Annotated in this window: 11 protein-coding genes and 1 riboswitch; of the genes, 3 read left to right on the top strand and 8 right to left on the bottom strand. The window is 71.2% G+C overall.

Going from position 1 to position 13,668, the window contains the following annotated elements; all coding sequences use genetic code 11:
• Positions 1 to 84: 84 nt before the first annotated feature.
• The 4 genes from GL325_RS15300 to GL325_RS15830 all read right to left on the bottom strand — a co-directional run bounded on the left by GL325_RS15300 (position 85) and on the right by GL325_RS15830 (position 4,958).
• Entirely contained in the window at positions 85 to 759 is a 675-nt protein-coding gene (locus GL325_RS15300) for an energy-coupling factor transporter transmembrane protein EcfT (RefSeq protein WP_187770110.1), read from the bottom strand.
• Positions 756 to 2,105, bottom strand: a complete 1,350-nt coding sequence (locus GL325_RS15295; protein ID WP_187770109.1) for an ABC transporter ATP-binding protein — start codon at positions 2,103 to 2,105, stop codon at positions 756 to 758. The genes GL325_RS15300 and GL325_RS15295 overlap by 4 nt, the downstream gene beginning before the upstream one ends.
• The gene (locus tag GL325_RS15290) at positions 2,102 to 2,695 is read right to left on the bottom strand and encodes an ECF transporter S component (protein ID WP_154597483.1); all 594 of its coding nucleotides are present in this window, start codon (positions 2,693 to 2,695) and stop codon (positions 2,102 to 2,104) included. The genes GL325_RS15295 and GL325_RS15290 overlap by 4 nt, the downstream gene beginning before the upstream one ends.
• Positions 2,685 to 2,794: riboswitch (TPP riboswitch) on the bottom strand. Its footprint overlaps the gene before it by 11 nt.
• 76 nt (positions 2,795 to 2,870) lie before the next feature.
• Positions 2,871 to 4,958, bottom strand: coding sequence for a PT domain-containing protein (locus GL325_RS15830; protein WP_308209246.1), 2,088 nt, complete (start codon positions 4,956 to 4,958; stop codon positions 2,871 to 2,873).
• A gap of 154 nt (positions 4,959 to 5,112) precedes the next feature.
• Between GL325_RS15830 and GL325_RS15275 the strand changes: the two genes are divergently transcribed.
• The 3 genes from GL325_RS15275 to GL325_RS15265 all read left to right on the top strand — a co-directional run bounded on the left by GL325_RS15275 (position 5,113) and on the right by GL325_RS15265 (position 9,999).
• A complete protein-coding gene (locus GL325_RS15275) occupies positions 5,113 to 5,658 on the top strand; it encodes a DUF4916 domain-containing protein (protein ID WP_154597482.1) in 546 nt (181 codons plus the stop codon).
• Complete coding sequence (locus GL325_RS15270; protein ID WP_223111346.1) at positions 5,655 to 6,836, top strand: MFS transporter; 1,182 nt, start codon at positions 5,655 to 5,657, stop codon at positions 6,834 to 6,836. The genes GL325_RS15275 and GL325_RS15270 overlap by 4 nt, the downstream gene beginning before the upstream one ends.
• A 94-nt stretch (positions 6,837 to 6,930) precedes the next feature.
• Entirely contained in the window at positions 6,931 to 9,999 is a 3,069-nt protein-coding gene (locus tag GL325_RS15265) for a heterodisulfide reductase-related iron-sulfur binding cluster (protein ID WP_187770108.1), read from the top strand.
• A gap of 67 nt (positions 10,000 to 10,066) precedes the next feature.
• Here GL325_RS15265 and GL325_RS15260 read toward each other — a convergent pair whose 3' ends face one another.
• From GL325_RS15260 to GL325_RS15245, 4 genes are all read right to left on the bottom strand, one after another.
• Positions 10,067 to 10,861, bottom strand: coding sequence for an ABC transporter permease (locus tag GL325_RS15260; protein ID WP_187770107.1), 795 nt, complete (start codon positions 10,859 to 10,861; stop codon positions 10,067 to 10,069).
• A complete protein-coding gene (locus tag GL325_RS15255; RefSeq protein ID WP_187770106.1) occupies positions 10,858 to 11,778 on the bottom strand; it encodes an ABC transporter ATP-binding protein in 921 nt (306 codons plus the stop codon). Before GL325_RS15255 ends, GL325_RS15260 begins: the two co-directional genes overlap by 4 nt.
• Before the next feature lie 92 nt (positions 11,779 to 11,870).
• Positions 11,871 to 12,740, bottom strand: a complete 870-nt coding sequence (locus GL325_RS15250; protein ID WP_154597478.1) for a carbohydrate kinase family protein — start codon at positions 12,738 to 12,740, stop codon at positions 11,871 to 11,873.
• Entirely contained in the window at positions 12,737 to 13,642 is a 906-nt protein-coding gene (locus GL325_RS15245; RefSeq protein ID WP_187770105.1) for a pseudouridine-5'-phosphate glycosidase, read from the bottom strand. Before GL325_RS15245 ends, GL325_RS15250 begins: the two co-directional genes overlap by 4 nt.
• Positions 13,643 to 13,668: the final 26 nt, after the last annotated feature.

The raw sequence follows: 13,668 nt of genomic DNA, 5'->3' as shown, positions 1-13,668 counted from the left end.
AGGTCTCGGCTGTGACCCGGGCAACGTCGAAGACTGTAACCTCTAGTTGCACTGTGATGCAAGCCACTTTACCGGGGTGTGACCTCAGGTGCCGATGAGGCGAAACACCACGGGGAGTGCGCCCAGGACCGCCGCGGCAGCGAGCGCCGCGACGTCGAGTCGGGTCCACACCGCGGGCTCGGCCCACGTGCGCCGATGAGCCGAGGCGAATCCCCGCGCATCCATCGCGATCGACGTGCGCGTCGCCTCGCGCATCGTGTGGACGAGCAGCGTGAACGCCATGGCCCCGGGCCGGCGCGGCAGATGGCGCGCCCGCCGTACCCGTTCGAGCTCGTGCCACGTCTGCCACACCCCGGTGACCCGCTGCAGCGCCGCCGAGAGCGCCGCCGCGAACCGCCCCGGGAACCGCAGGGTCTGCGCGAGGTAGTCACCGAGCCGCGCGACGTCGACGTAACCGACCGCCACCGCACCGGGCCACGTCATCACGAAGGTGCGCAGGCCCGCGACCGCCGCCACCTCGAGGTCCCGTCCGCCGAGCAGCCAGGTGGACCACGTGATGCTGGCGACCGGCAGCGCGACCAGAGCCAGACACAACGCGGGGTAGCGCCACGACGGCACCAGGAACGCCAGCGTGACGACGTACACGGCAACGCACACCAGCGCGACCGGCAGCGTCCGGATGGCCGGTGACCCCAGCGCCGCCGTGAGCGCGATCGCCACCAGCACGATGGGGTTGAAGCGGGTGATCAGTCCGGTCACGCGACGACCGCCCCGTCCTTGAGGACGACGTCGCGATCTCGCGGCAGGTCGGCGTCGTGGGTCGACACCGCCACCGTCGCGCCGCAGCCGGCGGCCGTGCCCAGCCATCCCGCGACGACGGCCCAGGTGCCCCGGTCCTGCCCGACCGTCGGCTCGTCCGCGAGCACCAGGCCCGGCCGGTGCGCCACCGCCGCGGCGAGGGCGAGACGACGCTGCTCCCCGCCGGAGAGCCGGTACGGATGGTCGTCACCGCGGCCGGGCAGGCCGATGACCTCGAGCAGCGCATCGACGTCGACCGGGCGACCCAGCGCACGGGGCGTGGCCTCGAGCTCCAGGCGCACGGACCTCGCGACGAAGCCGACCTCCGGATCCTGCGGACACCACCCGAGCTCGTCCGGCCCGGTCCGGTGCCCCGACACGGGTTCCAACAGTCCCGCCAGGCCCAGCAGGGCACTGGACTTGCCCGCACCACTGGGCCCGACGAGCGCCGTGGTCGTGCCCGGCGAGAGGGTGAGTGTCATCGCATCGACCGCGCGCGTGCGCTCGGTGCCCCGCAGCGTGCGGGTGACCTGGTCGATCACGAGGTCGCGCGCCTCGACCGTCGCCTCGACGACCGGCCGGACCAGCTCCGCCGGGATCGTCGCCGGCACCGGCACGGGACGCCCGGGCATCCAGAGTGCGTCCGGCACCGCCGCACCCAGGAACTCCGCCACCGAGCCGTCGAGGACGACCCGCCCCGCATCGAGGACGATCACCCGGTCGACGTGGTCGAGCCAGGGCTCGAAACGGTGCTCGACGACGATCAGCGTCCGATCGCCGACGACGCGCAGCACGGAGTCCCGCACCTCCGCCGCGAGGTCCGGGTCGAGCATCGACGTGGGCTCGTCCAACAGCAGCACGTCGGGTCGGGTCGCCAGTGCCCCCGCGAGGGCGAGGCGATGACGCTCACCGCCCGAGAGCGCGCTGGTGAACCGATCCAGCTCGTGGTGCAGGCTCACCGACTCGAGTGCGGCCCGGACCCGCCGCCAGATCTCGTCGCGCGGCAGACCCAGGTTCTCGGGCCCGAAGGCGACGTCCCGGCCGATCCGGTCCGCGACGATCGACGAGGACGGGTTCTGGGTGACCATGCCGATCCGGCCCGAGACCTCGACCGACCCACTGGACTCGCCCACCAGCGTCGCGCCCAGGGCGCCGGCGGCCGCATGGAGGGCGGTGGACTTGCCTGAGCCGCTCGGGCCCACCAGCAGGACCCGCTCACCCGGCTCGACCGTCAGGTCGAGTCGGGCGAGCACCGGCCGGGACGCGTGCGACGGCGTCCAGGAGTAGTCGCGGAACGCGAGCGTCACGGTCGGCCGGCAGGGAAGGAGTCGAGCGCTCCCGCCTGTGCCAGCCGGCGGACGAGCAGCCAACCGCCGAGACCGGCGATGACGATGCCGGAGACCGTGAAGAAGCCGAGGTAGGCCAGGCGCCACTGCAGGTCCCAGTCCGGCCAGTAGTACTGCCACTCGTAGAGGCAGGCGAAGACGGCCGCGAGAGCACCGGCGAGCATCGCGGTCACGACGTCGAAGCGGCGGTAGAGGAACAGGGCGAAGATCAGCTCGGCGCCCAGACCCTGGACGATGCCGGACAGCAACACGGTGCCGCCCCAGGCGGTGCCGCCCAGCACGAACATCGAGATCATGGCGGCCACCATCTCGGTGGCGAAGGCCGCGCCGGGCCGGCGGACGATGAGCCCGCCGACGACACCGGCGATCAGCCACATCCCGGCGAGCAGGCCGGTCGCGGGCTTGAAGCCCACCGCCGCGCCCAGGTCGATCACGTCGTAGAACTTGCCCCATCCCCAGAAGACGACTCCGAACGCGACGCCGAGCATGGCGATCGTGACCAGGTCGAGCGTCCGGTATCGGATGGAGGTGGAACGGATGGCAGATGTCATCGTGACTCCCTTCGCCGGTGCTAACCGGAGCAGGTTCAAGGGTCTGCGGCTGTTCCGCACTCTCAGCGCCCTCTGCATGGCGCTCCCCTGTCGTGTTCGGCCAGCCTAACCGTTCCCGGCGCAGACGTCAGCGGGGGCGGATCCGAAGATCCGCCCCCGCCTCGTTCCTACGGACTCAGTCCCGACGTGCCCTGCGGCGCATCAGCACGACACCCGCACCGGCGAGGACCAGGACGCCACCGAGGGCGGCCAGGCCGGCACTCGGACCGCCGGTGGAGGCGAGCCAGTCGGAGTCGTCGTACGCGTCGTCGTTCGACCAGTCGTCATCGCCGCCGGCATCGGCGGCCACGATCTCGATCGGGATCGCGGCGATGACACGACCGTTGTTCGCCAGCTCGACCGTGTGCTCGCCGAGCGGCGCGTTCTCGGGAACGCGCACGGACGCGTGGCCCGACACGTCCACGGTCCGCGTGCCCATGGCGATCGGATCGGAGTGCAGCTCGAAGGCGACCTCGCGACCGACCCAGTTCTGCCCGAAGGAGAACGTGAGCACGTCACCGGGCGACACGACGTCGGAGCTGATGAGCTCCGGCGCCTCGCTTCCGGCTCCGTCCGTGGGCTCCGTGGTCGGCTCCGACGTGGGCTGGCCGGTCGGCTCGGACGTCGGCTGCGACGTGGGCTCCGACGTGGGCTGGCTGGTCGGCTCGGACGTGGGCTCCGAGGTCGGCTGCGACGTGGGCTCCGAGGTCGGGGAGGTGACCGGGTCGCCGTTGACCGGGATGCTGCCGAGATCGAGGTCAGCCGGTCCCGTGCAGGTCAGGTCCGAAGGGATCGTCTCGCCCGCCGCGGGATGGATGGTCGCCTTGACCGTGAACCCCTGGGGCATGCCCAACTCGACCGTGCCGACCGCCGAGGCGGGCGTGGTGATCGCGGGGACCTCGCCCGAGGCGGGAATCAGCCACGGCGCGTTCGTCGTCTGCGGGATGTCGGTACGCGGCGCCGCCAGTCGGGGGATCGCCACGGTCGACGTCTGTCCCCCGGTGGTGAGGGTGATGGACGAGTCCGTCGAGGCACCTTCGGCCGCGACGCCTCCGAGGAGGTCCACCGTGGAGGCGCGCAGCTTCTCGGGCATCGTCAGCGTGATGCCGACCGGACGCGGGGAGATGACCTCGCCCGGACGCACCGACCCCGGAACCGTCGTCTCGGCGAGGACTCCGACCTCGTGGAGGCCGAGATTGAGGCCGCCGGCCGTGACCTTGCATTCGTAGTTGAAGCTCTTGGACAGATCCACCGGACCGGCGGGCGGCGGGTCAGTCGGGTCCGTGGTCGGTTCCGTCGTGGGCTCGGTCGTCGGCTCCGTGGTCGGCTCCGTGGTCGGCTCGGTCGTCGGCTCCGTGGTCGGCTCGGTCGTCGGCTCCGTGGTCGGCTCGGTCGTCGGCTCCGTCGTCGGTTCCGTCGTGGGCTCGGTCGTCGGCTCCGTGGTCGGCTCCGTGGTCGGCTCGGTCGTCGGCTCCGTCGTCGGCTCCGTCGTCGGCTCGGTCGTCGGCTCCGTCGTCGGCTCGGTCGTCGGCTCCGTCGTCGGCTCCGTCGTGGGATCCGTCGTCGGCTCGGTCGTCGGCGTGACGCCGATCGATCCCAGGGTCAGGTCCTTGCCGGCGACGGCGGTGCAGGCCAGGGTCGCCGGAACCTGGTCGTCGGGCGCGGGGGCGGCCGTGTAGATCGTCGCGACGACGTTGAACGCTGCCGGCAGGCCGACGTCGACCTTGTCCACGGCGTAGTCGGGCACGGTGATCTCGGGCACGGTGCCCGCCGCGGGGATCGTCCACGGCGCGTTCTCCTCCTGCGGGATGTCCCGGCGCGGCGAGGAGAGGTTGGGGATCGCCACGGAGGTGGTCTGGCCGCCGGTCGTGAGAGTCACGACCGAGTCGGTCGACCCACCGCTGGCCGCGACGCCACCGACGAGGTCCACCGTCGACGAGCGCAGGACCTCGGGCATCGCGAGGGTGATGGTGACCGGGGTCGGCGCGATCTTGTCACCGGGGCTGACGCTCTCGGGCACCGTCGTCTGGGCGCGCACGCCAACGGGACGGTTGCCGAGGTTGAGGCCACCGGCCTTGACGACACACATGTAGTCGAAGCTCTTGTCGAGCGTGGTGTCGGCGCTGGCAGGACTGAAGACGCCGCCACCGACGGCACCGACGAGCACCACGGCACAGGCGGCGGCAGCGGCACTGATGCGGCGGGACGGTTGGAGCAAGGTCACGAAATGAATCCCCTCATCGATGGCCTGCGCAACGGACACGAGGCCGAACACGGCGTGTGATCCACCTCACCATAAGTGCTGTAACTCCCAGTGACAACATCTTTTGCAAGACGACTCGCCCTGCCGTCGTCCCCGGATCGACCACAATGGGCCCATGCCCTCCGTGCGTACCCCTGATCCGAATCCCGGCTGGCTCTCGGAGTTCCAGCTGGAGGAGACCCGCTCTCGCGTCCCGATCCTGTACGTCGAGGCGGTGCCCGTCCGGCTCGACAGTCTCGGCCAGGTCGAGCAGGTCGGCCTGTTGCTGCGCGGCTCGGCCACCACGGGCTCACTGGCCCGCTCCTTCGTGTCGGGCCGGGTGCTCCACGGCGAGCCGATCCGCTCGGCGCTCATGCGCAATCTCGAGAAGGACCTCGGCCCCACGGCGTTCCCCCAGCTGCCGGCGAACATCGTGCCGTTCACCGTCGCCGAGTACTTCCCGATGCCCGGAATCACCCCGCTGCACGACGCGCGCCAGCATGCCGTCGCGTTGGCGTACGTCGTGGCCGTCACCGGCGAGTGCGATCCCCGCCAGGACGCGCTCGAGTTGAGCTGGCTCACGCCGCAGGAGGCGCTCTCCCCCGCGATCCTCGACGAGCTCGAGGGCGGCCGCGGGATCCTGCTGCAGCAGGCGATGGCGCACCTCGGCGCTCTGATGTGACCGGGCGGGTGGACGGGCGGCGCCCCAACCCCTGGCTGATGCTCACGGCCGCGATGGCCGCCCAGGTCACGGCCACCGCGATCGTCTCGACCCCGCTGCTGCTGATCCCGTTCCTGCACCTGGACCAGGGCCTGTCGCTCGTCGCGAGCGGTGGCCTGGCCGCCGCCCCGACCGTCGGCACCCTGCTGACGCTCGTGGCCTGGGGCGCGGTCGTGGACCGGGTCGGCGAGCGCATCTCGCTGACCGCCGGACTGTTGATCCTCGTGGCCGGCAGCACCGTGGCCCTGACCGGCGCGCGCGCCGACGAGGCGACCCTCCTGGCCGCCGGGTTCGCCCTGTGCGGCGTGGGGGCGAGCAGCTCCAACTCCGCCAGCGGCCGCCTCGTCGTCGGGTGGTTCCCGGCCGAGCGACGCGGGCTGGCGATGGGCATCCGCCAGACCGGTCTCCCGCTGGGCGTCGGCCTCGCGGCACTCGTCGTCCCGGGCTGGGCCGACCAGCGCGGCATCGCCTCGGTCGTGGGCCTGTGCGTGGGCCTGGCCGTCGTCTCGACGATCTTCGTCGGGCTCACCGTCGTCGATCCGCCGCGGCCCCGGAGCTCCGATCCCGTGGCCGCGGCGAACCCCTACCGCGGCGACGTCCGCCTGGTGCGCATCCACGCCGCGTCGGCACTGCTGGTGATCCCGCAGTACGTGGTCTGGAGCTTCATGCTGCTGTGGCTGATCGACCGACACGGCTGGAGCGCCGCGGCCGCCGGAGCGCTCTACGCGGGATCCCAAGTACTGGGGGCGGCCGGACGCGTCGGCGCCGGCTGGTGGTCGGACCGGGTCGGCGACCGCCTCGGCCCGATGCGGCAGGTCGCGACCGCCGCGACCGTGGTGATGGTCGCCCTCGCGGCCTTCGACGCGACTCCCCTGGCCATCGCGGTCATGGTCGTGGCCGCCGTCGTCACGGTGGCGCCCAACGGGCTGGCGTTCACCGCGGTCGCCGAGATCGCCGGCCCGTTGTGGTCGGGACGCGCCTTCGGGATCCAGAACACCGGCCAGTACCTCACGGCCGCGGCGGTGCCTCCGTTGATGGGCGCGGTGATCCAACATGCGGGCTACGGCTGGGCCTTCGCGGGAGCCGCGATCTTCCCCCTGTTCGCGATCGCGCTCGTGCCTGTTGCTACTCGCAGGTAACATCTGGGCAGGCCTTTGGCAGGCCTAACTCAGCAACGCTGATCGCCGCAGATTAGGGTCAGCACAAACTGCTTGAACCGCGAGAGGAATCGGCATGGAACCGATCAACATCATCGCCGGCGTGATCACTGTGGTCTCGACGGCGTTGGCGGTGTACTACCTGGCACCCGGCGTCAAGCGGATGCTCGGGGTCATCCGCGCCGGCACGCCTGCGTACGGACGCACCGACAACCCGAAGAGCCGCACCAAGAACATGCTGGTCGAGACTCTCGGTCACACCCGCATGCTCCAGTGGCACTGGGTGGGCATCTTGCACTGGGCGGTGTTCTTCAGCTTCCTGATCCTCAGCACCGCGGTCGCCACCGCGTACCTGCAGGTCTGGAACCCGCACCTGGTGCTGCCGCTGATCGGACACTTCTTCCTCTTCGAGTGGGTCAGCGAGGCCATCTCCTGGCTCGGCCTGATCGGCATCGCGGCCCTCATCGTGATCCGCCAGCGCAACCACCCGCGCAACCTCGGCCGCAAGAGCCGCTTCTTCGGCTCACGCTTCGGCCAGGCCTACTTCGTCGAGGCGATGGTGGCGCTCGAGTGCGGCGCCGGCATCCTCATCCGCGGCGCCGAGTACCAGCTGATGAAGCTCGAGGGCGACAGCCATGCCAGCGCCTTCCACTTCCCCACCACGAGCTGGATCGGCGAGACTCTCTGGTCCGGCCTGTCCGTCACCGGCCTCGAGGCCGCCATCTCCATCATCGCCGTGGTCAAGGTCGTCTCGGCCACCGTCTGGCTGATGGTCATCGGCAAGAACCTCACGATGGGTGTCGCCTGGCACCGCTTCCTGGCCTGGTTCAACATCTACTTCAAGCGCGAGGCCGACGGCAGCACCGCGCTGGGCGCCCTCGTCCCCCTCTACGTCGGCGGCAAGCCGCTCGACCTCGAAACCATGGAGGACATGGAGGAGGAGGAGTTCGAGAAGCTCGGCGTCGGCAAGGTCGAGGACTTCTCCTGGAAGAGCATCCTGGACTTCTCCACCTGCACCGAGTGCGGCCGCTGCCAGAGCCAGTGCCCCGCGTGGAACACCGAGAAGCCGCTGTCGCCCAAGCTGCTGATGATGGGCCTGCGCGAGCACGCGTACGCCAAGGTCCCCCTGCTGGGCGCCGATCCCGAGACGCTCACCGAGGAGCAGCAGCGCGAGCTCGAGCGTCCGCTCATCGGCACCGAGGACCTCTTCGGCGTCATCGATCCCGACGTCCTGTGGTCCTGCACCAACTGCGGCGCCTGCGTCCAGCAGTGCCCGGTCGACATCGAGCACGTCGACCACATCGACAACATGCGTCGTTACCAGGTGCTCGTCGAGTCGAACTTCCCCACCGAGCTCAACAACATCTTCAAGGGCTTGGAGCGCAAGGGGAACCCGTGGGGCATGAACCCGCGCGACCGCATGAAGTGGGCCGAGGACCTCGACTTCGAGGTCAAGCAGGTCGGCGTCGACGTCGAGTCCCTCGACGAGGTCGAGTGGCTGTTCTGGGTCGGTTGCGCCGGTGCGTTCGAGGACCGCGCGAAGAAGACCACGCAGGCGGTCGCCGAGCTGCTGGACATCGCGGGCGTCACGTTCGCGGTGCTCGGTGACGGCGAGACCTGCTCCGGCGACTCGGCTCGCCGCGCCGGCAACGAGATCGTCTTCAAGCAGCTCGCGATGGAGAACGTCGCGACGTTCGAGGAAGTCAACGTCAAGAAGGTCGTCTCGACCTGCGCCCACTGCTTCAACACGCTGAAGAACGAGTACAAGGAGCTCGGCGTCGAGCTCGAGGTCGTGCACCACACGCAACTGCTCAACCGCCTCGTGCGCGAGAAGAAGCTCAAGCCGGTCGCGCCCGCCGCTCCCGCGGCGAAGGTCACCTACCACGACCCGTGCTTCCTGGGCCGCCACAACCAAGTCTACTCGCCGCCGCGCGAGCTGATCGGCGCGACCGGTGCGGACTACGTCGAGATGGATCGCGCCAAGGAGACCTCGTTCTGCTGTGGCGCCGGCGGCGCCCGCATGTGGATGGAGGAGAAGATCGGCTCGCGCATCAACATCAACCGCACCGAGGAAGCCATCGGTACGGGCGCCGAGAAGATCGCCGTGGGCTGCCCGTTCTGCCGCGTCATGCTGGCCGACGGCCTCACCGCCAAGCAGGCCGACGACGAGTCGCTGCTGAACGTCGAGGTGCTCGATGTGGCGCAGCTGCTGCTGCAGGCCGTCAAGCGCTCGGAGGAGGACGTCGTGGCCGAGGCCGAGGCGCTCGCCGCCGCGGCGGCCGACTCGCACGCTGCGGGTGACGAGCCCGAGGACGCCGAGCCGGGCCCGGAGGCGACGGCCGACGCCGGCACGCTGACGGACACCGAGGACGTCGGCGCTGCCGCCGACGCCCACGAGTCCGCCGAGGCGCCCACCGACGCCGGTGACGACCTCGACAACCCCGAGGGCGACAGCCGGGCCGCGGACGCCGAGGTGGCCGCGAAGCACAACATCGCGGTCGACGACCAGGGCACGGCGGGCGGCATCTTCGAGTCCGGGGACGCGACGCCCGAGGGCGCTGCCGACGCCGAGGGCACCAAGCCCGTCTCCGTGGCCACCGAGCCCGAGGACGAGCCGGCCCAGTCCGATCCCGAGCCCGAGGCCGTCGGCACCGCGGTGTCGCAGCCGGAGTTCGACTCCGAGGACGAGGCCGACCAGCCCGAGGCGGAGCCGACGCCCGAGGCCGATGCTGAGCCCGCGGCCGAGCCGACGCCCGAGGAAGAGCCGAAGGCCGACGCCACGCCGGCGACCGAGCACGAGCAGCCGTCGCTGCTCGACTCGATCGAGGACGAGCCGAAGCCCCACACGGCGGCCGAGGACGAGCCGAAGCCGGAGCCGCACCCCGAGAGCGGCGACACGACCAACCCCGACGCGGAGTCGGTCGTGTACGACGACCCGAGGCCCGAGATCCCGGCCGAGAAGCACGCCGAGCCCACCCCCGAGGAGGAGGAGCTGGCGGCCATCACGCCCGTCGAGGATGCTCCGGCACCCGATCCGGTCTCCGAGGACGCCGCGCCCCTGAGCGAGGCGAACCCCTCGGGCGAGGACCTGAGCGGATCGGCGACCGACGCGTCGAACGTCGAGAGCGACGACACGAAGGCCTGACGGCCCTCATCCGACATCGCGCCAGTGCCCCTCAGGGGCGCTGGCGCGATGTCGTTCCCGAAGGGGCTCAGGCGTCGCGCCGCTTCACCAGGATCCACGCGACGGCCAGCACAACGGCGATCTCGACCACGAAGGCTCCGTACCCGGGCCAGGGATCGAGCAGTCCCGGGTTGAACGTCACCGGGGTGGCGATCGAGGCGCCCGCGTTGCCGGGCATGAGCTTCTCGATCCACTCCCCCACGACACCGGGGATGAGCGGTGCCATGGCCGAGAGGACGAACACCAGGGCCAGCAGCAGGGAGATGACCCCGGCGGTGTGGCGCAGGATGAAGCCGGCGCCCACGGACATGAGTCCGAGGCCGGCCAGGTACAGACCCGACCCGTACATCGAGCGCAGGACGTCCCCCTCGAGCGCCATGCCGATGCCCTCGCGGTCGAGGAACCAGTTGCCGCCGACGTAGCCGAGCAGCGCCGTGACCGTGCCGGCGACGAACAGCACCACGGTGACGACGAGGGCCTTGGCGGCCAGCACCCGGCCGCGCGACGGCGTCGCCGCGAACGTGGATCGGATCTGTCCCGAGCCGTACTCGGTCGTGACGGCCAGGGCGCCCAGCACGACGGCGCCGACCTGGGCGATCATCATGCCCCAGGTGATGAAGGAGCCGACCGCCTCGTCGGCGTCGTCACTGGCGAGCCAATCGGCGCTCGCCGCGCAGATGATCGTGGTGAGCCCGGCGCCGAGCACCACGATCGCGGCCAGCGTCCACCACGTGGATCGGACGCTGAACAGCTTCTGTCGCTCGGCGCGGACGGCGTCGAGCCAGGTGGGTCCCGCGCTTGCGGGAGCGGTCACGGTGGTCATGCGGGCACGTCCTCGGGAGTGTGGGACGCGGTGTGGAACTGCACCGCGTCGGCGGTCAGGGTCATGAAGGCGTCCTCGAGCGAGGACCGCTGGGGGGCGAGCTCGTGGACCCGCACCCCGGCGCCGAAGAGGGCGTCGCCGATCTCGGCGGCGCCCATCCCGCGCACGACCAGGGCGTCGCCCTCGCGGGCGAGCTCGGCCCGCGGCAGGGCGTGCGCCGCGGCCGCCGGGTCCGGGGTCCTCACCCGCACGGTCGAGGTGGCGTGGTCCTGCATGAACTGCTCCATCGAGCAGTCGGCCAGGATCCGCCCGCGGCCGACCACGACGAGGTGATCGGCCATCAGGGCCATCTCGCTCATGAGGTGACTGGAGATGAAGACCGTCCGGCCCTCGTCGGCCAACCGGCGTGCCAGGGATCGCACCCAGCGGATGCCCTCCGGGTCGAGCCCGTTGACCGGCTCGTCCAGGACGACCACCGCGGGGTCGCCGATGAGGGCGCCGGCGATCCCGAGCCGCTGGCCCATGCCGAGGCTGAACGTCCCGGCCCGGCGATCGGCGACGTCGCTCAGTCCGACGAGGTCGAGGACCTCGTCGACCCGTGACGCCGGGATGCGGTTGCTGGTGGCCAGCTGCCGCAGGTGGTGGCGAGCTGTGCGCCCGGGGTGCAGGGCGTTCGCCTCGAGGAGGGCGCCGACCTCGCGCAGGGGCGCGGCCAGCTCGGTGTAGGACCGTCCGTTCACGGTGACGGTCCCGGAGGTCGGTCGGTCGAGGCCGAGGATCATGCGCATCGTGGTGGACTTGCCGGCGCCGTTGGGTCCGAGGAAGCCGGTGACGTATCCCGGCCGGACCACGAGGTCGATCCCGTCCACGGCGACGGCGTCGTCGTAGTGTTTCGTCAGGGAGTGTGCTTCGATCATGCGCCCAGCGTCTGCCCGCGGAGTCCGTCAGCACATCGGGCGACTCCCCCGGCCAGCCCCCACCCGACCCCGAGGTCGGCCGGGGTCCGGGCTCAGGGTCGGGCGCCGCGCTGCTGGACGCAGCGGCTCGCGGCGCCGATGCCGCCCTGCAGTGCCGTGCGCGGCTCGCGCTGCGACACCCACGAGGCGAGGAAGCCCGCGGTGAAGGCGTCGCCGGCTCCGGTCGTGTCCACGACCTGAATCCGTGGCGAGGCGACCTGCTCGCGGATGTCCCCCGCGACGTAGGCCGCGCCCATGGACCCCAGGGTCACGACCACGTGCGGGTACATCCGGGTGAGGGCGTCGAAGTCCACGAACGGGCCGGTCGCGCCGATCAGCAACCGTGCCTCGTCGAGGTTGGGCAGCACGAGGTCGGCGCCGCGGGTCCACTCGACGAACGCCTCGGGGGTGACCTCGCGCAGGAACGCGGTGGTGCTGGGGTCGACGCTGACGCCGGCGCCGCGTTGCTTCGCCCGGGCGATCAGCTCGATGGCCGCATCGCGGGTCTGCGGGTCGAAGAAGGTGTACCCGGTCAGGTGCAGCCAGTCGACGTCCTGCAGGAGGTCGTCGGGGATCTCGTCGACCGTGAGGGTGCCGTTGGCCGCGCGGTCGACGTACATCGTGCGGTCGGCCTCGTCGTCGAGCGTCAGGACGATGGTGGCGGTCGGCAGCAGCGGGTCGGCGACCAGACGCGGGTCGACCTGGTGCTCACGCAGCGCGCCGCCGTGGCGCTCGATGCCGTCGTTGCCGACCTTGCCGAAGAACCGGGTGTCCGAGCCGAGGAACCCCAGCCAGGCAGCGGTGTTCGCTGCGGAGCCCCCGGGCGTCATCCGGATCTGCGAGCGGGTGTCACTGCGCGGAGCCACGGGCTCGAGGGGCAGGACGCCGATGTCGTCGACGACGTCACCCACGACAAGGATCACGGGTGCTCCACCGCCGCCTTCGCGATGCGTGCCGCGACCGCGATGTTGTTGCGCGCGATGTCGAGGTTGACCGCGAGGCTGTCGCCGCCGGTCAGCTCGACGATCCGCTGGAGCAGGAAGGGCGTGACCTCCTTGCCCGAGAGGCCCTGGGCGTCCGCCTCGGCGAGCGCCCGCTCGAGCGCCTCATCGTGGACGACGGGGTCGAGCTGCTTCTCCTCGGGCAGGGGGTTGGCGACGACGATGCCCGAGGTCAGGCCCATCGCGTCGCGGCTGCGCATCACGGCGGCCACGGCGTACGCGTCCTCGGCCCGCCAGTCGAGCTGGTGCCCCGAGGAGGTCAGCCAGAAGCTGGGGAAGTCCTTGGTCCGGAACCCGAGCACGATGACGCCCAGGGTCTCGAGGCGCTCGAGGGTGGCCGGGATGTCGAGGATCGACTTCACGCCGGCCGAGACCACGGTGATCGGCACCTCGCCCAGCACCGTCAGGTCGGCGGACTCGTCGAACGTCTCCGACGCGCCGCGGTGCACGCCGCCGAGGCCGCCGGTGGCGAAGACCCGGATGCCGGCGCGGTCGGCGATCCATGACGTCGCCGCGACGGTCGTGGCGCCACTGCCCGCCATGGCCAGCACGACGGGCAGGTCGCGCACCGTCAGCTTCGGGACGTCCTCGTTGGCGATGCGGGCCAGTTCGTCGGCCGTCAGACCGGCCTTCAGCTCGCCGTCGAGCACCGCGATCGTGGCGGGCGTGACGCCCTGTGACCGCAGGATCTCCTCGAACTCCTGCGCCGCGGCGAGGTTGTCGGGGCGCGGCAGGCCGTGGCTGATGATCGTGGACTCGAGGGCGACGACGGGCCGTCCCTCGGACAGCGCGGCGGCGACTTCGGGGGACGGCTGGACGTTCACGTCGTGACTCTATCCGCCGTGAGCGT

It is taken from the genome of Aeromicrobium sp. 636 (assembly GCF_024433585.1).
Taxonomy (GTDB): Bacteria; Actinomycetota; Actinomycetes; order Propionibacteriales; family Nocardioidaceae; genus Aeromicrobium; species Aeromicrobium senzhongii.
This window is presented reverse-complemented; position numbering and strand designations above follow the sequence as displayed.

Bases quoted from the DNA above. Each gene is read 5' to 3' on its own strand.
- GL325_RS15265 (WP_187770108.1), top strand. From the start codon at position 6,931: ATGGAACCGATCAACATCATCGCCGGCGTGATCACTGTGGTCTCGACG.
- GL325_RS15290 (WP_154597483.1), bottom strand. From the start codon at position 2,695: ATGACATCTGCCATCCGTTCCACCTCCATCCGATACCGGACGCTCGAC.
- GL325_RS15260 (WP_187770107.1), bottom strand. From the start codon at position 10,861: ATGACCACCGTGACCGCTCCCGCAAGCGCGGGACCCACCTGGCTCGAC.
- GL325_RS15255 (WP_187770106.1), bottom strand. From the start codon at position 11,778: ATGATCGAAGCACACTCCCTGACGAAACACTACGACGACGCCGTCGCC.
- GL325_RS15275 (WP_154597482.1), top strand. From the start codon at position 5,113: ATGCCCTCCGTGCGTACCCCTGATCCGAATCCCGGCTGGCTCTCGGAG.